General features: G+C 68.4%; 22 protein-coding genes. 9 read left to right on the top strand and 13 right to left on the bottom strand.

The annotated features are described in order from the left end of the window. Positions 1 to 67 precede the first annotated feature (67 nt). Positions 68 to 664: a malonic semialdehyde reductase gene (locus B5D60_RS02445; protein ID WP_078698678.1), complete on the top strand. Its 597-nt coding sequence runs from the start codon at positions 68 to 70 to the stop codon at positions 662 to 664. A gap of 4 nt (positions 665 to 668) precedes the next feature. On the opposite strand, the gene B5D60_RS02440 is transcribed toward B5D60_RS02445, so the two are convergent. Beyond that, entirely contained in the window at positions 669 to 1,736 is a 1,068-nt protein-coding gene (locus B5D60_RS02440) for a tocopherol cyclase family protein (RefSeq protein WP_078698677.1), read from the bottom strand. Positions 1,737 to 2,000: 264 nt separating this feature from the next. Beyond that, positions 2,001 to 4,031, bottom strand: coding sequence for an AAA family ATPase (locus tag B5D60_RS02435; protein ID WP_153302847.1), 2,031 nt, complete (start codon positions 4,029 to 4,031; stop codon positions 2,001 to 2,003). A gap of 229 nt (positions 4,032 to 4,260) precedes the next feature. Between B5D60_RS02435 and B5D60_RS02430 the strand changes: the two genes are divergently transcribed. Then, a complete protein-coding gene (locus B5D60_RS02430; protein WP_153302846.1) occupies positions 4,261 to 4,899 on the top strand; it encodes a hypothetical protein in 639 nt (212 codons plus the stop codon). Between the two features lie 71 nt (positions 4,900 to 4,970). Here B5D60_RS02430 and B5D60_RS02425 read toward each other — a convergent pair whose 3' ends face one another. Next, entirely contained in the window at positions 4,971 to 5,744 is a 774-nt protein-coding gene (locus B5D60_RS02425) for a trypsin-like peptidase domain-containing protein (RefSeq protein ID WP_078698674.1), read from the bottom strand. Between the two features lie 151 nt (positions 5,745 to 5,895). Here B5D60_RS02425 and B5D60_RS02420 point away from each other — a divergent pair, with 151 nt between their 5' ends. The 3 genes from B5D60_RS02420 (at position 5,896) to B5D60_RS02405 (ending at position 8,664) form a co-directional block, all read left to right on the top strand. Beyond that, the gene (locus B5D60_RS02420) at positions 5,896 to 6,516 is read left to right on the top strand and encodes a DUF6308 family protein (RefSeq protein ID WP_078698673.1); all 621 of its coding nucleotides are present in this window, start codon (positions 5,896 to 5,898) and stop codon (positions 6,514 to 6,516) included. Positions 6,517 to 6,710: 194 nt separating this feature from the next. Continuing rightward, positions 6,711 to 7,169, top strand: a complete 459-nt coding sequence (locus B5D60_RS02415; protein ID WP_172806234.1) for a hypothetical protein — start codon at positions 6,711 to 6,713, stop codon at positions 7,167 to 7,169. Positions 7,170 to 8,367: 1,198 nt separating this feature from the next. Next, entirely contained in the window at positions 8,368 to 8,664 is a 297-nt protein-coding gene (locus B5D60_RS02405; RefSeq protein WP_078698670.1) for a DUF2277 domain-containing protein, read from the top strand. Here B5D60_RS02405 and B5D60_RS02400 read toward each other — a convergent pair. Both B5D60_RS02400 and B5D60_RS02395 read right to left on the bottom strand, forming a co-directional pair. Further along, complete coding sequence (locus B5D60_RS02400) at positions 8,661 to 9,140, bottom strand: hypothetical protein (RefSeq protein WP_078698669.1); 480 nt, start codon at positions 9,138 to 9,140, stop codon at positions 8,661 to 8,663. The genes B5D60_RS02405 and B5D60_RS02400 overlap by 4 nt on opposite strands. Before the next feature lie 278 nt (positions 9,141 to 9,418). After that, positions 9,419 to 9,832, bottom strand: a complete 414-nt coding sequence (locus B5D60_RS02395; protein ID WP_078698668.1) for a hypothetical protein — start codon at positions 9,830 to 9,832, stop codon at positions 9,419 to 9,421. A 77-nt stretch (positions 9,833 to 9,909) separates the two neighbouring features. Between B5D60_RS02395 and B5D60_RS02390 the strand changes: the two genes are divergently transcribed. Next, positions 9,910 to 10,515: a MerR family transcriptional regulator gene (locus B5D60_RS02390; RefSeq protein ID WP_078698667.1), complete on the top strand. Its 606-nt coding sequence runs from the start codon at positions 9,910 to 9,912 to the stop codon at positions 10,513 to 10,515. Between the two features lie 4 nt (positions 10,516 to 10,519). Here B5D60_RS02390 and B5D60_RS02385 read toward each other — a convergent pair whose 3' ends face one another. Then, a complete protein-coding gene (locus B5D60_RS02385; protein ID WP_078698666.1) occupies positions 10,520 to 11,275 on the bottom strand; it encodes a glycoside hydrolase family 16 protein in 756 nt (251 codons plus the stop codon). Between the two features lie 38 nt (positions 11,276 to 11,313). Here B5D60_RS02385 and B5D60_RS02380 point away from each other — a divergent pair, with 38 nt between their 5' ends. Then, complete coding sequence (locus B5D60_RS02380; RefSeq protein ID WP_078698665.1) at positions 11,314 to 11,958, top strand: M23 family metallopeptidase; 645 nt, start codon at positions 11,314 to 11,316, stop codon at positions 11,956 to 11,958. Between the two features lie 13 nt (positions 11,959 to 11,971). On the opposite strand, the gene B5D60_RS02375 is transcribed toward B5D60_RS02380, so the two are convergent. From B5D60_RS02375 to B5D60_RS02355, 5 genes are all read right to left on the bottom strand, one after another. Next, complete coding sequence (locus tag B5D60_RS02375) at positions 11,972 to 12,208, bottom strand: hypothetical protein (RefSeq protein ID WP_078698664.1); 237 nt, start codon at positions 12,206 to 12,208, stop codon at positions 11,972 to 11,974. A 61-nt stretch (positions 12,209 to 12,269) separates the two neighbouring features. Further along, the gene (locus B5D60_RS02370) at positions 12,270 to 13,106 is read right to left on the bottom strand and encodes a sigma-70 family RNA polymerase sigma factor (protein ID WP_153302844.1); all 837 of its coding nucleotides are present in this window, start codon (positions 13,104 to 13,106) and stop codon (positions 12,270 to 12,272) included. 65 nt (positions 13,107 to 13,171) lie between these two features. Next, positions 13,172 to 13,549 (bottom strand): nitroreductase/quinone reductase family protein, encoded by a 378-nt coding sequence (locus B5D60_RS02365; RefSeq protein WP_078698662.1) that lies wholly within the window; start codon positions 13,547 to 13,549, stop codon positions 13,172 to 13,174. 11 nt (positions 13,550 to 13,560) lie between these two features. Beyond that, positions 13,561 to 15,168 carry an ABC transporter permease gene (locus B5D60_RS02360; RefSeq protein WP_078698661.1) on the bottom strand — a complete coding sequence of 536 codons (1,608 nt, stop codon included), beginning with the start codon at positions 15,166 to 15,168 and terminating at the stop codon, positions 13,561 to 13,563. Then, the gene (locus tag B5D60_RS02355) at positions 15,165 to 16,082 is read right to left on the bottom strand and encodes an ABC transporter ATP-binding protein (protein WP_078698660.1); all 918 of its coding nucleotides are present in this window, start codon (positions 16,080 to 16,082) and stop codon (positions 15,165 to 15,167) included. The genes B5D60_RS02360 and B5D60_RS02355 overlap by 4 nt, the downstream gene beginning before the upstream one ends. Positions 16,083 to 16,200: 118 nt before the next feature. On the opposite strand from B5D60_RS02355, the gene B5D60_RS02350 reads away from it, so the two are divergent. After that, positions 16,201 to 17,418, top strand: a complete 1,218-nt coding sequence (locus tag B5D60_RS02350) for a DUF6544 family protein (protein WP_153302843.1) — start codon at positions 16,201 to 16,203, stop codon at positions 17,416 to 17,418. Here the strand turns inward: B5D60_RS02350 and B5D60_RS02345 are convergent. Beyond that, complete coding sequence (locus B5D60_RS02345) at positions 17,309 to 17,650, bottom strand: YciI family protein (RefSeq protein WP_078698658.1); 342 nt, start codon at positions 17,648 to 17,650, stop codon at positions 17,309 to 17,311. The two genes, B5D60_RS02350 and B5D60_RS02345, sit on opposite strands and share 110 nt — an antisense overlap. Before the next feature lie 107 nt (positions 17,651 to 17,757). Here B5D60_RS02345 and B5D60_RS02340 point away from each other — a divergent pair, with 107 nt between their 5' ends. After that, the gene (locus tag B5D60_RS02340) at positions 17,758 to 18,234 is read left to right on the top strand and encodes a nucleoside deaminase (RefSeq protein WP_078698657.1); all 477 of its coding nucleotides are present in this window, start codon (positions 17,758 to 17,760) and stop codon (positions 18,232 to 18,234) included. A gap of 13 nt (positions 18,235 to 18,247) precedes the next feature. Here B5D60_RS02340 and B5D60_RS02335 read toward each other — a convergent pair whose 3' ends face one another. Further along, the gene (locus B5D60_RS02335; protein ID WP_078698656.1) at positions 18,248 to 19,612 is read right to left on the bottom strand and encodes an NAD(P)-binding protein; all 1,365 of its coding nucleotides are present in this window, start codon (positions 19,610 to 19,612) and stop codon (positions 18,248 to 18,250) included. Positions 19,613 to 19,649 lie beyond the last annotated feature (37 nt).

Here is a 19,649-nt window from a genome sequence, read left to right as displayed (position 1 = left end):
CGGAGCGTGAGGCGGGACACGCCCCGGATGTGGAATCCTCGGGTCGGCGTGTCGCGTTAGTTGAAATGTGAACGATTCTCTGCGACTGTCCCCCGAAGCCCAGGACCTGCTGTTCCGTGAGGCCCGCACCGCCAACTCCTTCACCGACGAACCGGTGACGGACGAGCAGGTCGCGGCCATCCAGGACCTCGTGAAGTTCGGGCCGACCGCGATGAACTGCCAGCCCCTGCGCGTCGTGCTGATCCGCAGCGACGAGGCCCGCTCGCGCCTGCTGAAGCACATGTCGGACGGCAACCGCGACAAGACGGGTTCCGCGCCGCTGGTGGCCGTGCTCGCCGCCGACACAAACTTCAACGAGCACCTGCCCACGGTCTTCCCGCACGCGGAGGGCGCCAAGGACTGGTTCCCGGACGCGGACGCCCGTGAGGCGACGGCTCGCTTCAACGCCGCCATCCAGGTGGGCTACTTCGTGATGGGCGTGCGCGCCGCCGGCCTGGCCGCGGGCCCGATGACCGGGTTCGACGCCGCCGGCATCGACGAGGACCTGCTGGCCGGCACCGGCTACAAGTCGATGGTCGTCGTGAACATCGGCCACCCCGGCGAGAACGCCTGGTTCGACCGCCTGCCGCGCCTCGAGCACGCGCAGGTCGTCACCGCGCTCTGAGTCGTCAGGGGAGCGGGCGGGTCGTCGGGGGAGCGTCCTCGGCGTCCGGCCCGTGACCCCGCCGCGTGACTTCGGCTCGCGCTCGGTCGATGCCCCCGTGCTCGAGCGCGGCGAGGTGCGACTCGCCCTCCCACATGACGCTGCCGCGGTGCCGCACGGTGACCCTCATGTGCGCGCCGAGGTGCTCGATCGCGCCGGGCACGTTGCGTCGCTCGAGTGGGAGGGGCACCGGCAGCACGTGGGCGCCGGCGAGGCTGCCCGATCCCTCGATGTCGACGCGCCAGCGGGCGCTGCGGCCGTGGAGTGACCAGCGCTCGTCGGTGACCTCCGCGCGCACGGGCGAGACGACCGGGTCGCCGAGGCGGATCACCGAGCTGTCGGGCAGCCGCACGACCGCGGCTGTGACGGTGGTGCGCAGCGGCCCCGCGGAGACCTCGCCGCCGGCGAACGCGACGCACACCGACGGGTCGGCGAAGCCCTGCGCCTGGCCCCACCACCACGAGTCGGGGAACCCGCCCTTGCCCCAGTTCTTCTCGGCGTAGACCGACCAGCCGTCCAGCTCCCAGGTCTCGTCGCCGACCACGGCCGTGCCGTGCGCGGACCCGCCGAGCAGCCACGGGTGCCAGTACTGGTTGAGCCCGGGGACGGACTGGAAGATGCTCGACCCGCCGAAGCTGCGCCGCGGCCACGGCACGGGGTTCGTGACCCGGACGTCGAGCCGCGCGTTCGGCGCGAGGTCGACGTGGAGGCTGTCGGCGGTGCCGCGGAATGCATCGCCCGAGGTCACGCCCAGCGCTTGTTCGTCGGCGTGGCCTTCGGGATGGGTCGTGGTGTGAAGGAAGCCGTTCGGGTGCGCCGCGAGCCCGAGGGTCGACCACATCCCGTCGGCCGCCCGATTCACCCCGTTGAGCGCGATCACCACGCGCCCGGAGGCCGGGTCGGTGAACCGCCAGAAGTAGCCCTCCATCGCGACTCCGTGCGCAGGAAGCGGATCCCCGAACGGCCGATCCGCCCCGCTGCCCCGGTACGCGCGCTGCAACGATCCGACGGCGCGACGCAGCGGCGAACTCATATCGGCACTATCGCAGAGGTGCTGCTCAGCGGCATGTGCCCGAGCGACCACCGGCACGTCATCCCGCCCAGATTGTCGCGCCTGAGTCAGCGCCACGCGTGCCGATACAGGCGCGACAAGTGGTCTCGGAGAGCGTCGTGCGCCAAGACTGCGAGGACCTCTTCGACCGACATATCGATCTGGGGCAAGCCAACATGCGCTCAAGGTGACTGGATGCCTGGTCTCGCTGTTCGGGTTGAGACTTTGATGACCGGAGCCTGATCGTCAGCGGGCGGGACCGTCAGCCCTTCTCCCCGCCCGCAACGCATCCGGAATTGCAAGGAGTCCTTCAAATGATGCGAGAAGTGATTCGATTCTCTCCCGGTAGGTCTCCGAATAGACGCGTCGCCAGGGCGTCGCGCTCGAGGGTTGCGGTTCGTGGGAAATGTCGACCACTCGCTGAGCAACGGCGGCTTTGTCAGGAGGTGTCAACCCGCGAGCGGCGCACCACGACGCGACCGACTTTGTCACCAAGTTCGAACTGAGATCAGACTCGGTAAATGCCTCATGCAGCTGTGCATTCCAGAATCGAAGTTCATCATCTACAGCCCGTGCGTATATCCCCGGATCGATGAGATCTTCCAGTTCCAGCGCCATTCCGTCAGACGGGTCGCCCAGCACGACGATCCGGTCTTCTGGGATTCCACCTTCGAGCAGTTTTTGGCGATTCGCCAAGCCCCCTGGATCGCCGTCTACGACGAAAGCAAGCCGCCCCGCTTGAGCCTCCAGATCTGCAACGCCCGCGGCGGCCACGATCGCGATCCCTGGAACGACCTGGAAGGAGAGTTCGTCGTGACTCGTTACTTGTCTAAGCAAAGTCGGGAGCAGGATCGCCTCTCCGGGCCCCTCACCAACAATGGCCTTCCGACTGGGTGTGAATGAAACAGCGGCGGCACCCATCGCCGACAACAGCGGGGTGAACCCGGCCCCGTCATTCCAGAAATCGTTCCGAAGCATCGACGTCGACGCATCAATGGGCTGAACTGAGCGAACACCATTTCCGAGATCGTTTGGCAGGCATCCGAACGAATGCGTTGTGAATATCACTTTCGAAGTAAACGCCTGCTCCGACAAGACGCTTACGAGATCGGCCTGCGCGTCGTAATGCAGGTGAGTCTCGATCTCGTCTGCGAGGAGGATCGGTCTGCCCTCCCAATTGTGTGCATACGCGAGAAGCGCGGCGAACCAGCGCATGCCTTCGCTTCGCTCCTCGATACTCGAAACGCCCTCATCTCCCGGCGTGGTCGCTTGAATATGAAGGCCCGTTCCCCGGAGGGCCACCTGCACCGCAACGCCTTCCTGGTTCCAACTTTCGTCGAAGACTTCTAGGAGGCGCGCGTTGGCCTTTCTCTCTGCTGTCGTCACGTCCGCAATCCCGATTTCACCGGCTAGAGCGTCGTCTCGCACCCTACGCAGATCTAGGCCGGCGAGAGATGCCAGGTGTTGAAGCGCCGCCGGAGGGCTATCTGCGTCGTCAACCAGCTCGTAGAACGTCCTCAGATCTCGGTCCTGTTGATCAAAGAACTGGATTCGCGGAATCCGCGGCTCCAGCGCTTCCCGAACGAGCACGCTGGGGCTTGGGCGAGACTCGAGCTCGATGAGACTCTCAAGAGTGCTCAGAAGCGAAGCCGCGCCACTCAAGTACGTGACGAGTTCATCGATTGGTTCGCCCTCGGGGTCGAGGTCGTCCCCGCCTCGCTCAACGTCGGGAACCGCGCTTAGCATCGCCGCCAGGTCACGGAGTTGTCCCATTCCTTCGGTAGCAAGCGTGTCGGCGTCCTCGTTTAGTGCCTCAGCAACCATCTCTGGGAGGTCGGCAGGGTATCCAAGCGCCTCCGCATCTTGAGAGAAGTGAGGCGAGGCGCGCATGGTCAAGAGGCCGAGCGCGGGCGCTTCACGCGGCGCTCGGTCCCGCCAAGGTGTGGTCGGATGGAACGTCCACTCCTTCGATCCGTCGGCGGATTTGGTAATCGTCACCTTCTCGACCTGTTGCGAGTTTGGCACGCTAGAGAAGCTGGCCTTGTCCTCGGCGCTGAGTTGAAGTTGCCAGGACAAGCGCGGCTGCCGATTACGTCGCCGAGGCGCCTCGTTCCGCTCAAACGGCTCGGAGTGGTTGAGGTGCGCCAAGGCGCGCAGCAACGAACTCTTCCCCGCTTCATTCGGACCGACAACAGCAATCATCCGTCCGTAGAGTTTGATCGACGTCTTCTCAACGAATCGGCGATAGCCCTCCACCGAAAACACAACGAGGTCCATCCGCGACACGCTATCGGTGTGGCCGTCCGGTCGGCGCGATTCCAGATGAACTGGTCAAGCGCGCTGACCGAAACTCTCCGCCACCATCGAACGCGATACCCCGGCGGGGGCTGCGTCACTCCACCGCCTACCGGCGCACGCCGAATTGATCCCGATGTGCCGGCGGAGATGTCAGGCTTCGACGGTGGGAAGCTGACCATGCTCACTGAGGAAGCAAGGTGATACGACTGTGGCTGATCGAAACGCCGTGAGTGCCCGTCGGCGCGCGCCGTCAGATCCAGAGCTCCTTGGCTTGTTCTGTCAGCTCGTCGGGGAGTACGACCGCTTGGGTGCAGCGTTCCCAGTCTCGGTCACATCCTTCGAGCTGACGCCCGAGAACTACTTGGACGACACCGAGCGATGGCACCGCATCGTCAGAGCGATGGCGCTCCGGAAGTTCGTCCTCGGACAACAGGATCACGTCCGCGCCGATAAGGTTCTGGCCGCACTTCGCAACTGCCTGAGGGACCCGGCGGATGCCGTTCTCCTTGAGCGGTGGTCCGAGAACTTCAGAGCTACTGGGACCAAAGTGCAGATCGATGAGGGCGCCGACGCGCGACGGACTTTGACCGAGGTCCTCGAAGACCTGATCTACGGCTCGTATCTGCACGGCGACCTGGATCGATGGAAACGAAGCACTAGCCGATCGCAAGCAAGCGTCGACCTTGCCCTTTGGATGTTTTCCGAAGACGCCGAGTACTACATTCGGCGGCTCCGGACCGTGGTCCTAGTCGCGGCGCGGGAAGGTCGCCTTACGGACGAAGCCACCGCCTCCGTCCATGGCGAAGCGGCCATTCGGCCACTCACGGACCGGACGCGGCGAGGATAGGTGCGTTACTCCGCTGCGATCCGCGCAGGTTCGCATGTGTGCGCAGTCGCAGGCCACAGCACCGCTTTCCTTCAAAGCGCTGACGAGGTCTTCGCGCCAGCGAGCACGTCCTTGATCGCCTCCGGCGTCCACACTCGTCCGAGGTCACTGTCAGGGTTCACGCGTCCGGAGTAGACACCCATGAATCGAGTCACAGTCGGACCTGAAGCTGTGAGTACGTTCTGACCCCGACCCGCCGGATAGATACCTGAGGACGAATGAAAGATCACAGGTGAACCACTCTGTCCCTCCCTCGTGCGCGCATCGATGAGGAAGCAGGGCGATTCTTGGAAAGGCAGATCGGGGTAGGTCGCTGCAAAGGCTGTCGTCCACACCGGCAATCCCTGCGCTGAACTAATTCCGAAAGGGAACCCGATCACGTTCAGGCGCTCGCCTGGGACAACATGTACGGGCGAGTCCTCGACCTCCAGTGAGTACCCGTCTAGCAACATCCGGTCAGTCGTTGTAAGCGGCAATCCGGCGACGTCAACCTGGCGTCCAAGAGTTGGGTGTTCAAGCCAGATCGCGACGCCATCTTCATCGCGGCAGGGCTCGACAACTTCAGTCCTCGTGGCGAGCGGCGTGCGAAGCACATGTTGGATACGGAGGGCATCAGGCGTCGCCCCGCTCGAATGGAGTGGCGCTCCCGTCCCACTATGCCGACCGGCCAGGACATGCCAATTCGTCACGAGATAGGTCGTCCCCTCGAACCAAACTACAAATCCAGTAGCGCTCGAGAGGTCCTCACCATTTGCCATGGGTGTGACCAAAAGCGACCGCAGATCCTCGACGACAATTTCAGTCATCGTTCGATTCTCGCCGATCCGGCGGCAAACGTGGGAATCTTGCCGGTGGGATCGCGTCTTTCCGCCGCGAAGCGCGCGACGATCGAAGGCGAGCCTGGGGAATTCAGGAAGTTCGCCCCAACTGCAGACTTAGCGTGCGATCGTCGCAGTCGTGCGACTACCTCAGGCTCTCCAAGTCCCCGATGATGACGGAGCTATCGCGGCTCTCACGCGCTACTACGGCACCTCTAGGAATCTCGGTTCGTTCACCGGAGCACGTTTCGACGCTTGGGACAGCACTGGCACCAGGTGGGCCAACACCAACCGCTTCACTGCCGACGACCTGGTCGCGGTCACGTTTCTGTCTGTGAACGTGACCGCTCCAGCCGCCATCAAGCTCCTTGACACTCGCGCCGAAGTGTTCAGCTCGCTTCTGACAGAACTCGGCCCAGACCGCGACCTCGCCGAGGAGCACGAAGAATGGCGAGACGATTGGGCCGGCTGGACGCTTTGGCAGGAACTCATCGAACTGCCCGGAGTCGGTCCAACGACAGCTAGCAAACTTCTCGCACGGAAGAGACCGCGCCTCAGGCCAATCTACGACTCTGTCGTTGCGAACGTGTTGGGCTCACAGCGGCTCTGGGAGCCCCTGCGGCTACAACTCACCTCCGAACCGGCTCTTCAGGAGAGACTTCTCCGATTACGTCGGGATGCCGGTCTGGACGAAGCCGTGTCGGCTTTGCGCGTGTTTGACGTGATCGCGTGGATGGAGGGCAAGTTCGGCCCGCCGTGACCGTCGTCCCGCTCACCGCGACGGGTGGCTTTCTAGTCACAAACCGGCGTTCTGACTACGACGAGACGGCTGACGGTTGTCCGTCGTGCGTGTGTGGAGAGCGGCAACTCTTCAATCAGTGGCTCTATTCGCAGTACGACCCCAGGAGGACTTGCATGTTGATCGGCGCATACGGAACGCATTGGGATAGGGACGTGTATGAGTGGAACCGCGTCGCCAGGCGGCAGCTACTTGGCGAACGGTACGGCGAGGTCGTCGACTTCTCGGCGGCTCGTGGCATTTACGTCCTCCACCGGGGACCCGAGATCTACTACGTCGGCCTCACTATCGAATACGGTCGGATGAGTGGGCGTTTGTCCGATCACGCGAAGCCGACGAGTCGACACTCCGGGAACTGGGACGCCTTCTCTTGGTTCAGTTTCGATGGTCCCGGCGAGCACGTCGATCCCCCCGGATTCACCGAAGTGGATGATGACTGGGACCACTATGACCTGACAATCGCCGGCGCAGCGAAAGGTCTCGAAGCCATCCTGATCGAGATCCTGGCACCTTCTGGAAACAGGCGGGTCGAGAAGCACGGTGACGCAGAGCGTTGGGACCAGGTTCACACTTTCGACTGGTCGAATAAGGCGGACAGACGCCCACGAGGGTGACGCCAATAGGCCGATGCGTCTTGTAGACGAGTCCGTCAGAGATGGTCGGTCGGAACCTCCGTCACTGCGACGGCGTACTTCGAGCCGCAATCGGGCCCACTCGACTTCGCAACGGCCACGACAACTACTAACCAGCGGGACTCGCGTCTTTTCGCCGCCTGTCGGCGCGGTGCCAAAGGCACACATCCGGCCGACGGGAGCGCGATAGCGTCTCCGCATGACAGTCGGCGAAGAGCTACCTTTCGCGGTCCGTGCGAACGCCGTGACCAGGTCCTCCGTGATTCCCAGAAGGCGACGGTTCTTCACCTACGACGTCCTCTTCGCGGATGGTCGACTTGTTCGCGAGGTAGACGTGGACGCAGCGCTGCAGGGCCGTCCCCTGCCAGCCGACGCATCGGCAACGAGGAAGGCCGCCGAGCAGGCTTGCCCAGAGGTCGGGCAAGGGGACTGGGTCGAGTACCCAACGGGACGTCGCGTCCCCGACTCCTCCGAAACCTAAGGCAACGCACTCACATGCCGCGATCCGGGCGGTTATACCGGCGCGTCTTTCCGCCGCGAATGGGGCGACATACTTCTGAATCGCTCCTAACCTCAACGAGTAATGCGGAAGCCCGCTGAGAACTTGCGGGCGCCTAAACCGGCCAAGGTCCACAAAAGCGAAGACTCGGAGAGTTCTGACGCGTAGCGTGCCCACGTGGCAGCCTCATCTCGACGTTCCAAGAAGCCCCGTCCGCCGATGTCGGTACGTACTCGCCTTGCCCTGGGAGTGTTCCTCGCTGTGGTGGGAATGGTCCTCATCGGGAACGGGAAGGACGCTGAAGCGAGACACGAGGAGGCCTTGGCGCAATATCGCGAGCAGGTGGCGCAGCTCGAACCAGGCGCCGATCTCCCGGACCCACTGGTTCCTGACTCCGGAGGTCCAGCGCCCTTGGTGGGAGTAGTGCTGGTGATGGTGGGTGGAGCCCATGCTGTGATCGCACTGGTGGCGATGGGTGTGCGCGCTGCCGAGCGCGAGCGCGAGTGGCTGGCTGCCACGGAGGGGCTTCCGAAGGTGCCGCTTCGCTGAAAGCGGCACATCAACGAGCCCGACAGGTCTCACGAGTTTGTGCCGTGGGCTGCTCCGGACTCGTCCTTTGAGTGTGGGACGCGGTGTTCTCGTGCCTATCGCGCTCACGAAGAACGGGGTTACCGTCGGAGCATGTGCCGAAACATCAGGGTGCTCCACAACTTCGAGCCCGCGACGACCGATGACGAGGTGCGCGAGGCGGCGCTGCAGTTCGTGCGGAAGGTCAGCGGGTCGACGCGGCCGTCGCAGGCGAACGCCGAGGCGTTCGAGCGGGCGATCGACGAGATCGCGGAGGCGACGCGGCGGCTGCTCGACGACCTCGTGACGAAGGCGCCGCCGAAGAGTCGCGAGCGCGAGGCGATCAAGGGGCGCGAGCGTCACGAGAAGCGGATGGAGCGCGAGGTCCGGAACCGGACCGCGACCGCCTAGGCCGAACTTGTCGCCGTGTCGTGCACCAGGTGGTGCCACACGAGCGCATGCCCGAGCGCGACCAAGAGGACCAGCAGGAGCGCCTCGGCCTGGATCGGGCGCAGGCCCACGAGGTCGGCGGCACCGGGGAACCCGCCCATGAGCGCCACCAGCACGTAGACGGCGATGGAGCCGACCCGGATCGCGGTGAGGGCGGGCTCGCGGTCGGAGGTGAGCAGGCGCACGGTCGCGAGGCAGCCGGCTGCGGCGATGACGATGAAGCTGACCCGCCAGATGGCCGGCTGCTCCACGCCGCCGACCTGCGCGAACAGTCCCATCAGCGCCGGCAGCAGGAAGGCGAGGTAGACCCCGCCGATCGCGCGGCGGCGCACCGGGTCGCCCACCCAACTGGTGTCACGCAGCGTCACGCCCCACCACAGCCCGACCAGCGTGAAGCAGGTGGCGGAGAAGACCGCGTAGAACGTGTTGACATCCATCGTGTCTCCCCCGGAGCGCTCAGCCCCAGTGTGGCGCGACTGCGGCCGCTTGGACAGACCCGCTGGCGTTGGGGCCGCGACCGCCCCGTCGAGGGTGCCGTCTCCCTGAGCACCAGACCCACCGCACCGGTCCGTAAGGACCAGGACTCGCCCCCACGGTCCTCGCGGCGCGGTCGCGGCGCAACGGGTCACGTGCCCCGTTGCGACCAGCAAGTACCCCGTCAGGAGGCGTTCAACGCCTGAATGCCTTGATCTTGGTGCTCCTCGGCAACTCGGGCTCAGGCGGTGAGCAGCCCGATGCCGAGCGTGGTGAGGCTGACCGCCAGCAGGAGCGCCCCGGCGAAGACCATCAAGATGAACCGGTTCGGCTCGGTGCGGCCGCGGCCCATCGACGCGAAGAAGAAGCCGCCCGGCATGAGCAGCGCGGACACCGCGACGCCGGTGCGCGCCAGCCACTCCCAGATGCCGGTGAGCTCGGTGGCGTCGACGAACGGCTGGCAGACCAGCGCGAGCACCAGCAGCACGCCGGCGTGCGCGTGCCCGGCGCGGGCGAACTTCTCCTGGAACGGCGTGGCCCGCTCGCGACCCGTGACGATGCGGACCATGTAGAGGCCACCCGTCTCGACCGTCACGAGCGCGAGGAACAGGATGCCGGCGAGCTGGCGCGACTCGTCGGAGAGCAGGGATTCCATGGAGACTCCAATGTTCGGATAGTGGAACTATCCCATTTATTGGAGACCTTGACTATCCCATCTGTCAAGATGTCGTCATGCGCCTCGCCGAACTCGCCGCCCGCAGCGGCCTACCGACCGCGACGATCAAGTACTACCTGCGGGCCGGACTCGTCCCGCCCGGCGCGACCGAGGGCGCCACCTGGGCGCGCTACGACGAGTCGCACCTGCGGCGGCTGCGCCTGGTCCGCGCCCTCACCGACGTGGCCGGACTGGCGCTCGACGAGGTCCGCGCCGTGGTCGCGGCGCTCGACGCCTCCGGGTCGCAGCACGAGGCCCGCGGCGTGGCTCAGTGGCACCTCTCACCGCCCGTGGAGGAGGAGCCGTCCGAGGAGTCGCGGCGACAGGTGGAGGCCCTGCTCACCCGCCACGGCTGGGACCTCGAGCCCGAGAGCCCGCACCGTCGGTCGCTGGCTGCCGCGCTCGACACCCTCGACGAGCTGGACTTCGCGGCGACCGACGAGGTGTTGGACGCCTATGCCGAGGCCGCGGCGTCCGTGGCGGCCGTCGACGTCCCGAGGGTCACCAGCGAGACCGATCCCATCGTCGCCGCGGAGAAGCTCATCATCGGCACCCTGCTCTACGAGCCCGTGCTGACCACACTGCGGCGGATGGCGCACGAGGCGGACTCGGTCGGTCGGTAGGCGGTCAGGGCCGCTCGCGGATGCGGTCCACGACCAGCCGGGGCACGTGATCGGGGTCCGAGCCGGGCGCACGCTCGGGGAAGTCGAAGACCGCGAGGATCACCTGCATCGGGTAGGTCGGCGGGCTCGCGCACGTGCGCAGCGGCTCGCCGTCGACCGAGAACCGCACCTCGTCCGCGGTCCAGTCCAGGGCGTACGTGTGGAACTCGCCGACGTCGATCGGCAGCCGCGTCGTGGCGAAGTCCTCGGGCACGTCGGGGTCGCGGAAGGCGTGCAGGCCGGCGCCCACCTCGGCGGAGCCTGGCGCGAGGGTGTCGCCGAAGACCTCGAAGAGGCAGATCTCGGCGGACTCGCGCGGATCGAGCTCGCGCCCCACGAGCCAGCACGAGGCCATCGAACGCGGCGAAAGGTCCATCCGCGCCACCACCTCCAACGATGTGAGGCGTGGGGTCCAGCCCCAGAAGGTCTCCTGCTCCTCCCGCACGGTCAGGCCGTCGCGGAACGGCTGCTGGCCGGTCGTGCTGCCGACCGGCCCCGAGTGGTTGCCGCTCTGCACGCCCGAGACACGCAGCGGCGGGTGATGGTCGTCGGCGCACCACAGGCCCTGCTCGGGCCCGATCCGCAGGGTCAGGCAGGAGTCGCGGACCTCGAAGTCCGCCGCGGAGGCTGCCCGCGAGCTCCACGCCGGGAGGTAGTGGGGGAGCCACACCGATCGGTCGAGGTCCGGCCCGTCGAAGTCGTCGTCGAAGTCACGCGGCATGCCTCATGGTGCCCGCGCCGGGTGCCAGAGTGGAAGCCATGACGGACGGTCACGGAGCGCCCATCGAGCTGGCGTATCCCTTCACCGGCCGGTGGCTGGCCCGCAACAGCCCGGTGCGGCGCGTGCCGAGCCACGGCACCCACCTGATGGGGACGACCTACGCGATCGACTTCATCCCGGTGGACGAGCGAGGCAGGTCCGCGCCGCGGAGCTGGCGGGCGGTGGTGGCCACCGAGCCGCCCGAGGGCTTCGCGGGGTTCGGCGTCCCGATCCTGGCGCCGTGCTCGGGGCGCGTGGTGGTGGCCCACGACGGCGAGCCCGACCACGAGGCGCGACGGTCCGCGCCGTCGCTGCTGACCTACGCGCTCACCCAGGCGCGGCGGGTGCGGGCCGGCGCCCCGGCGATCGCCGGCAACCACGTGGTGATCGCGATGGGGGAGGGCGGACCGTTCGTCCTGCTCGCCCACCTGCGGCAGGGGTCGGTGCGGGTGGCCGTCGGTGACGAGGTCGTCGAGGGACGAGCCGTGGGCGCGTGCGGGAACTCGGGCAACAGCACCGAGCCGCACGTGCACCTCCAGGTGACCGACAGCCTCGACTGGGCCTCGGCACGGGGACTGCCACTGGCCTTTCGAGGGCCCGACGGCCCCACCCTCCCGGACGAGTCCGAGATTGTTCGCGCGTGAGCGCGACCCCGGGTCAGTCCTCGGGCAGGTCGGCGAACTTCTTCTTCATGTCGTTGTACCAACCGAGCGACTTCTTCGGGTGGCGCCAGCGACCCTTCATGGCGTCGCGCGCCTCCTGGTGGGTGGCGTCGCCAGCCTTCTCGGCGGCCTTCAGGTGCTTGTCCTGGGCGTTGATCACGGCGTCGGCGTCCTCGCCCCGGTGGGCTTGGTCGCAGGGTCCACCGAGATCGCGGCAGGTCATGGTCTTCATGGTCTTCTCCTTCGTTGGGCCTTCATCTGTCTGACGATCGGGAGGGTGTCGGTGTGACCGATCAGGTGCGGGTATTGCCACCGTCGCGGCGCTGCACCGTCTCCAGCACCTCGGGGGCGGCGCGGAACGTGATGGCCTGCACGAGGCCGTCGCGCACGGTGAAGTCGAACACGACCTGCGCGGCTCCCTTGAGGAACCACGCGGTGCCGGGTCGGTCCTCGACGAACACGGGCAGGGCCGCATGGGCGCTGCCGTTGAAGAACGCCGCCACCTCTCCGCGCCCCTCGATGCGCTCGGGGGTGCCGACCAGGATTGCCGCATCGTCAGCCGAGACGAGGGCGTCGGGCGCCAGCAGCTGAAGCAGGCGGTCGAACTCGCCGTTCCTCGCCGCGGCCATGAACGCGTCCACCACCTCCCAGTCGGTGAGGCTGTCCTCGGGGCGCGGCTGGCTCACCTTGGCGCGGGCGCGCGAGGCGAGCTTGCGCGCCGCCGCCGGCGTGGTGTCGAGGACCGCGGCGATCGTGCCGAACTCGAAGCCGAAGCTGTCGTGCAGCACGAAGGCGACCCGCTCGCGCGGGGCCAGCCGCTCCAGCACGACGCTGAGCGCGATCCCGACCGTGTCCGCGAGTGCGACGTCGTCGGCCGGGTCGCCCTCGGTCTCGCCGGGGTCGACGTCCTCGAACGGCACGGGCGTGCGGGACTTCAGCCGGTCGAGGCACAGCCGCGTGGTGACCGTGGTCAGCCAGGCCGGCAGGTCGTCGATCGGGGTCTCGTTGCGGTGCAGGCGCAGCCACGCCTGCTGGACGATGTCCTGCGCCTCGGCCGGGTCGCCGAGCACGCGCCCGGCGATCGCGACGAGGCGCGGTCGCTCGGCCTCGAACTGTTCCGTCTGGTCCACGGCGTCCACCCTTCCATCTCGTTCGGTCATCCTGTTGACGATCGGGACGCGCCGGATGTGACCGGTCAGAGCGGTGTCGTCGAGAACTCGAGGAAGTCGTGCACGTCCATGGCGCGCAGGATCGCGGCGATGGGTGCGGGCACGTCGGCGTGGGCGTCGGTCCGGCGGCGCGGGTCGCTGATGGCGTAGGTGCGACCGGCGCGGACCATCTCGCCCTGACCCGCCGCGAGCAGGTTGAGCGCCCAGTTCGGGTCGTGACCGTACGTGAGCGCCACGATGAAGCCGCGACCGGTGGCGAAGGCCATCACGGGCGCCTCGAACGTGCGGCCGGTGCGCCTGCCGAAGTGCCGCAGCACCACCAGCGGAGGCACTTTTCTCGCCAGCGGCAGCATGTACGGGTTGAGGACCCGGGGGAGGGCCGGGAACCGGCCGAGGAAGGGCATGGGAACTCCTGTCAGGTGCGGGCGATGTCGCGCCGGCGGAAGCCGGCGAAGCCGATCGTGGTGAACAGAGCGATGAAGCCGGCGAGCCAGGCCAGGCCGCTCCACTCGGGCGACGCGGACGTGACGTCGGGGACGTGGCGCAGCGGGCTGATGTCGAGCACCCAGTCCCACAGGTTGAAGGTGGGGCCGAGGATCGTGAGGCCGAACGTGGCGACCACGCCGAGCCAGCCGACGAGGCGCTTCGCCGGCGCCGCTCCCACCACAGCCAGTGCGAGCGCGACCAGGACCCACACGCCGGGGATCGTCACCGCGGCCTGCGCCACCACGTCGCCGAACGCCACCGTGTCGTCCTCGGCCGACGCGACGAGACCGAGCGTGGTGCCCGCGACCAGCATCGCCACCGCCGTGGACCCGAACGCCACGAGGGCATTGCTGGCCAGGTAGGTCGGCCGCCGCAGCGACGTGGCCAGCAGCGGGTCCACGCGGACGTCCATCTCCTCGGCGTGGATACGCAGCACGATCTGCACTCCCATGGCGGCGGCGATGATCGCGATGATCTGCAGGATCGTCATGAGGAACGCGAAGGTCAGGCTGCTCGAGCCCCCGGCGGCCAGCACGGCGCCGATCGCCGGGTTCTCGGCGATGAGGTCGCCGATCGAGGTGGCGATGTTGCCGAAGAGCAGCCCGAGGCCGGCGAAGCCCACGAGCCAGGTCAGCAGGAGGCCTCGGTGCAGCCGGAACGCCAGGCCCCACGCGCTGCCGGCCAGCCCGGCGCGCGCCGGCCCCGGGCGGGTGGCGACCATGCCCTGACCGAAGTCGCGGTGGCCCTGCAGGGCGAACGCCGCGAGGACGAGCAGGATCGCGAAGGCCAGCGCCAGCAGCAGCGGCCACGGGTCGTTCTCCGTGGCGGGCCGGGTCTCCTCGAGCCACCCCAGCGGCGTGAGCCACGTGACCCAGTCGGGGAAGTCACTCGAGTCGATGTAGCCGCGCAGGACGTAGAAGACGCCGAGCGTGCCCACGGCCATGCTGCTGGCGGTCCGCGCCTCCGACGCGAGCTGCGAGGTCACCGCCGCGACGCCCGCGAACATCAGCGCCGACGCGGTGAAGCTGGCCGAGAGAATCAGCGTCGGCACCAGGCCGCCGCCGCACAGGACCGTGACGACGAAGCAGAACACCCCGAGCGCGACGGCCGCGACGGCCGCCATGAGCACGGCGACGGCGAGCCGCGAATGGCGCGCGATCACCCCCGACGCGATGAGCTCGGCCTGCCCGGAGTCCTCGTTGGCGCGACTGTTGCGCACCACGATGAGGATCGCCATCAGACCGGCGAAGAACGCGCCCAGCTGGCCGGCGCGCCAGGCGTTGAACCCGTCGGCCGTCATGAGGTCCCGGGCAGGTCCGAAGACGAGCGACAGTGCCGGATTCGAGCCGAGCGTCGCCGCCAGCGCGTGACGGTCGTCCGCGTCGGGGAACACCCACGCGTAGGCCAGGATCGACGACGCCGACAGCACGGAGATCAGCACGACCCAGGGCGCGATGAGGCGAGCGTCCTGGTGCAGCGACACCTTCAGCAGCGGGCGGGTCCCGGTGAGCGGCGCGGCCCTGACGGCGGTCGTCATCCGGCGTCCTCGCCGGTGTCGCCGTACTGCCGCAGGAACAGGTCCTCCAGCGACGCCGGAGACACCGTCAGTGCCGTCATCCCGAGGGGCGTCAGCGCGGCCATCGCCTCGTTGATGCGGGCGGGCTCGACGGTGGCGGTCAGCCGCTGGTGCTCGTCGAGGTGCACGTCGTGCAGGACGTCGAGGCGCTCGTGCGGCACCCGCGACAGCGTGGCGCTGATCGTGAGGCGCGTCTGCCCGCGGAGGTCGTCGAGCGTGCCGGTCTGGACCACCCTCCCGGCGCGGATGATGCTGACGCGGTCGGCGAGCGCCTCGACCTCGCTCATGATGTGGCTCGACAGCAGGATCGTGCGGCCGCGTGCCTTCTCCTGCGCGATCTCGTCCTGGAACACCGCCTCCATGAGCGGGTCGAGGCCGGACGTGGGCTCGTCGAGGATCAGCAGCTCCACGTCGGCGGCCAGCGCCGCCACGATCGCCACCTTCTGCCGGTTGCCCTTGGAGTACTGGCGCCCCTTCTTCGTGGGGTCCAGCTCGAACCGCTCGAGCAGGTGGGCGCGTCGCCGCTCGTCGAGGCCGCCGCGCAGGTTCCCGAGCAGGTCGATGGCCTCGCCGCCCGAAAGGCCCGGCCACAGCACGACGTCGCCGGGCACGTACGCGAGCCGGCGGTGCAGGGCAACGACGTCGCGCCACGGGTCGCCGCCGAGCAGGCGCACGGTGCCCGAGGTCGCGCGCAGCAGGCCGAGCAGCACGCGGATGGTCGTGGACTTGCCGGCACCGTTCGGGCCGAGGAATCCGTGGACCTCGCCGGCCGCGACGCTCAGGTCGAGTCCGTCGAGCGCGGGGAACGAGCCGAATCGCTTGACGAGTCCGTCGACGAGGATCGCCGGCTCACCATCGGTGGGGGAGTGCGGCATCGGTGCTCCTCTCGTCCTCCCGTCGATCGTCGTGGACGGGAGCCCGGCTTGTACAGGGTGCGCGTTCGGTGGCGGGTGACCCGCTCCGGGAGGACAGTGGAGGAAGGGAGTGATCTCGATGACGAATCTCCTTCGGTGGACCGTCGTGGCGCTGGTGACCGTCCACGGCCTGATCCACCTCCTGGGGGCCGCCGAGAGATTCGGATGGGCCGACGATCCCACCCTCGAGAAGTCCACCGGGCTGGGCCTGCTGTGGCTCGTCGCCGCGGTGCTCCTGCTGGTCACGGCCCTGTTCGCCGCCCTCGGGCGGGTGGTCGGCTGGTGGCTGCTGGCGGTGGTCGCGGCGGTGGTCTCGCAGGTCGCGATCCTGACCTCGTGGGACGTCTCGGGCTCCGGCACCGTGGTCAACGTCTTCCTGCTGGTGGTGGCCGCGTACTCGTTCCTGCTGCGGGGCCCGTTCAGCTTCCACGCGCAGTGGCACCAGCAGGTGCAGGAGGCGCTCGCCCAGGCGGACGCGCTCGCTCCGGTGATCACGGAGGAGGACCTCGACGGCCTGCCCGCGCCCGTCGCGGCCTACGTCCGCAGCTCGGGTGCCGTCGGCCGGCCGCGACCCACGAGCGTCCGGGCCGAGTTCACCGGTCGCATCCGCACCGGCCCGGACGCACCGTGGATGGACTTCGCGGGCAAGCAGGTCAACACGTTCGGCGCCGACCCCCGCCGCATCTTCCTCATGGAGGCCAGCCGGTACTCGCTGCCGGTGCTCGTGCTGCACGGCTACGCCGGGGCGCGGGCGTCGATGCGGGCCAAGGTGCTCTCGGTGGCCACGGTCCTCGACGCCTCGGGACCGGAGCTCGACCAGGGCGAGACGGTCACGGTCTTCAACGATCTCGTGGTGCTGACCCCGGGCGCGATCGTCGGGGCGCCGATCCGGTGGACCCCGCTGGACGACCGTCAGGTGCGGGGCGAGTTCACGAACGGGCGGCAGACGGTCACGGCGGTGCTGACGTTCGACGGGGACCGGCTGGTCAACTTCGTGTCCGACGACCGCTTCCGTGCCTCGGAGGACGGGACGGAGTTCGTGCCGCAGACCTGGTCGACGCCGCTCGCCGGCCACACCGACGACGAGGGCCACCACGTGGTCTCCTCAGGAGTGGGCCGGTGGCGCGACCCGCGGGGCTGGTTCACGTACGTGGAGATCGAGTTCGAGGACGTCGACCTCGACCCGGTCAGGTCCGGGCGCTCGGCAGGAGCTCGCGCACCTCTTGGTCGCACCGGCAGGCCGCCGCGATCTCGGCGGCCCACTCCAGGGCCTCCTCGTACGTCCGCACCTCGATGAGCGCGAAGCCGGCGATGGCGCCGTTCGCGGAGGGCTCGGGATCGTCGACGAGAGTGCGCTCGGGCGTGACGAGGGTGGCCTCGGAATGGTTCTTCAGGCCACCGCCGAGGATCCAGACGCCGGCGTCCTTGGCCTCGTCGACCACGGCGTGAGCGGCCATCACCACCTCGGGCAGCTCGTCCTCGGAGACCTGCATCGCGCCCTCAACGAACGAGATCAGAAATTTCGCCATCTCACGCTTCCTTCCGGGAGCCACGACCCGTCGGGCTGACAGGCCGCTACTGGCCATTGTGGACCCGGAAGGACTCAGCGGCGGTGAACAGCGTTTACGCTCGCCCCATGACGGACCCGGACGACGCGCGCTGGCTGACCATGGCGATCGATCTCGCGGTCGAGAACGTGGAGGCCGGAGGTGGTCCGTTCGCGGCCGTCCTGGTGCGCGACGGAGAGCTGGTCGCCGCGGGCCAGAACCGGGTCACCCGCGACTTCGACCCCACGGCCCACGCCGAGGTCGTCGCCATCCGTGCCGCGGGCCGGGCGCTCGGTGACTTCTCCCTGTCCGGCATGACGCTCTACGCGTCCTGCGAGCCGTGCCCGATGTGCCTGGCAGCCTCACTGTGGGCACGCGTCGACCGGATCGTCCACGCGGCCGATCGCGACGACGCCGCCGACGGGGGATTCGACGACCGCGAGTTCTACGAGCTGTTCGCCCGCGACCGGTCGACGTGGGGCGTCCCCGTGGTGAGCGCACGCACGGACGCCGCGGCACGACCCTTCGAGGCGTGGCTCGGCCGTGCCGACCGGGTGCGCTACTGAGCCGGTCGCGCCGTCACACGAGCTGCGCGAGGCGCTCCATCCCGGGGCCGCCGTGGGCCGCGAGGCGCTCGCGCGCGTCGTCCAGGGCTGCTGAGGAGTATCCCTCGGGAATGCGTGCGGGATTGAGGGCGACGCCGTTCGACCACGCCTTCACATCGGGCTCGGAGGTCGCCGCGGCGGCAGAGCGGCCGCCGAGGACCGTCATCGCGATCCACTGCCGCATCGAGTCGCCGTAGGGCGTCGGGGCGCAGAGGCGGTTCTTCGCGCCATCGTCGTCGCGGGTCGCCTCCACGTAGCCGGCGAGCGCCGCCCCGAAGCACGGGAAGCCCGCGCGGATCGGCTGCAGCGTGATCGCGTCCGGGCCCCAGATCGGCACCAGCGGCGGGTACTTCAGGCCGTCCGCGGCGCAGTGGACCACCACGGCGTCGGGCGCCACCCGCACGGACGCGTCGGCGAAACCGAGGCGCCCGGGAGCGACCGAAGTGAGGTGGCCGTGGCGGACGACGTGCTCGAGGGAGCGCAGCTGCTCCAGCTCCCAGCGGCCGAGGGTGGGGCACTTCGCCATCGTGGGCGCCACGTCGCGATCGATCCGCAGCATGATCCCAGCGTCCTCGAGTCGCAGGAAGAGGTCCTCGGGCGAGGCTGCCCCGCGGGCGGCCTCCATGAGGTCGGCGACCATGCCCAGGAAGATCGCGGGATCGGGCTGGATCGCGGCGCGGTCGAACATCCACGGATCCCGGGGGCGCACCCACGTGATCCGGTCAGGATCCACGCCGTGCGCCAGGAGCCAGATGCAGGCGTCCGTCGCGGTCTTGCCCGCCCCGGCGATGACGTACTCGCTCGGCGCCTCCTCCAGCCGGGCGAGGTCGTTGACCGCGATCACGCGTGCCCCGTCCTCGACCGCGAAGGGCGGCGGCTGCTCCGCCGGGATGCTCGGGGCCAGGTAGTGGGCGTCGACGATCCGGCAGTGCTCCGGCACGCTGAACCGCTCTCCGGAGACCAGCGACACCACCGTGTGGTCGCCGGTGTACTCGCAGCCGGACAGGAACTGCACCCGGCCGGAGTCGGTCAGCGCCGTCAGGACGGACTCGAAGTAGCGGCAGATCTCGTTCCGGGTGGCGCGCTCCTGCAGGCCTTGCTCGGGGCCGCTCTCCTGCAGTCGCCCGCCGCCGAGCAGGGTGGACGCGACGCCGTAGAACGCGGAGGCCTGGTGCAGCCGGACGAACGGGTACGCCTCGAGCCAGTGGCCGCCGGCGGCGTGCCGGCGGTCGACGAGGGCGACGCGTGCGTCCGAGTGGTCGACCAGGGCGTCGGTGAACGCCATCCCCATGGCCCCGGCGCCCACCACGAGGTAGTCCACGTCGAGCTGGGTGCTCATCCGTCCACGGTGCTCCTGCGCGTGCGCGGCGTCAACG

Source organism: Aeromicrobium choanae, assembly GCF_900167475.1.
In the GTDB taxonomy this organism is placed as follows: domain Bacteria; phylum Actinomycetota; class Actinomycetes; order Propionibacteriales; family Nocardioidaceae; genus Aeromicrobium; species Aeromicrobium choanae.
Note: the sequence above shows the minus strand (reverse complement) of the source record. Positions and strands in the feature narration are given on the sequence as shown.

Excerpts from the sequence above, each read along its gene's own strand:
- B5D60_RS02405 (WP_078698670.1), top strand. The coding sequence starts at position 8,368 with ATGTGCCGAAACATCAGGGTGCTCCACAACTTCGAGCCCGCGACGACC.
- B5D60_RS02340 (WP_078698657.1), top strand. The coding sequence starts at position 17,758 with ATGACGGACCCGGACGACGCGCGCTGGCTGACCATGGCGATCGATCTC.
- B5D60_RS02365 (WP_078698662.1), bottom strand. The coding sequence starts at position 13,549 with ATGCCCTTCCTCGGCCGGTTCCCGGCCCTCCCCCGGGTCCTCAACCCG.
- B5D60_RS02395 (WP_078698668.1), bottom strand. The coding sequence starts at position 9,832 with ATGGAATCCCTGCTCTCCGACGAGTCGCGCCAGCTCGCCGGCATCCTG.
- B5D60_RS02350 (WP_153302843.1), top strand. The coding sequence starts at position 16,201 with ATGACGAATCTCCTTCGGTGGACCGTCGTGGCGCTGGTGACCGTCCAC.
- B5D60_RS02400 (WP_078698669.1), bottom strand. The coding sequence starts at position 9,140 with ATGGATGTCAACACGTTCTACGCGGTCTTCTCCGCCACCTGCTTCACG.
- B5D60_RS02375 (WP_078698664.1), bottom strand. The coding sequence starts at position 12,208 with ATGAAGACCATGACCTGCCGCGATCTCGGTGGACCCTGCGACCAAGCC.
- B5D60_RS02390 (WP_078698667.1), top strand. The coding sequence starts at position 9,910 with ATGCGCCTCGCCGAACTCGCCGCCCGCAGCGGCCTACCGACCGCGACG.
- B5D60_RS02355 (WP_078698660.1), bottom strand. The coding sequence starts at position 16,082 with ATGCCGCACTCCCCCACCGATGGTGAGCCGGCGATCCTCGTCGACGGA.
- B5D60_RS02335 (WP_078698656.1), bottom strand. The coding sequence starts at position 19,612 with ATGAGCACCCAGCTCGACGTGGACTACCTCGTGGTGGGCGCCGGGGCC.
- B5D60_RS02440 (WP_078698677.1), bottom strand. The coding sequence starts at position 1,736 with ATGAGTTCGCCGCTGCGTCGCGCCGTCGGATCGTTGCAGCGCGCGTAC.
- B5D60_RS02360 (WP_078698661.1), bottom strand. The coding sequence starts at position 15,168 with ATGACGACCGCCGTCAGGGCCGCGCCGCTCACCGGGACCCGCCCGCTG.
- B5D60_RS02425 (WP_078698674.1), bottom strand. The coding sequence starts at position 5,744 with ATGACTGAAATTGTCGTCGAGGATCTGCGGTCGCTTTTGGTCACACCC.
- B5D60_RS02385 (WP_078698666.1), bottom strand. The coding sequence starts at position 11,275 with ATGCCGCGTGACTTCGACGACGACTTCGACGGGCCGGACCTCGACCGA.
- B5D60_RS02380 (WP_078698665.1), top strand. The coding sequence starts at position 11,314 with ATGACGGACGGTCACGGAGCGCCCATCGAGCTGGCGTATCCCTTCACC.
- B5D60_RS02345 (WP_078698658.1), bottom strand. The coding sequence starts at position 17,650 with ATGGCGAAATTTCTGATCTCGTTCGTTGAGGGCGCGATGCAGGTCTCC.
- B5D60_RS02435 (WP_153302847.1), bottom strand. The coding sequence starts at position 4,031 with ATGGACCTCGTTGTGTTTTCGGTGGAGGGCTATCGCCGATTCGTTGAG.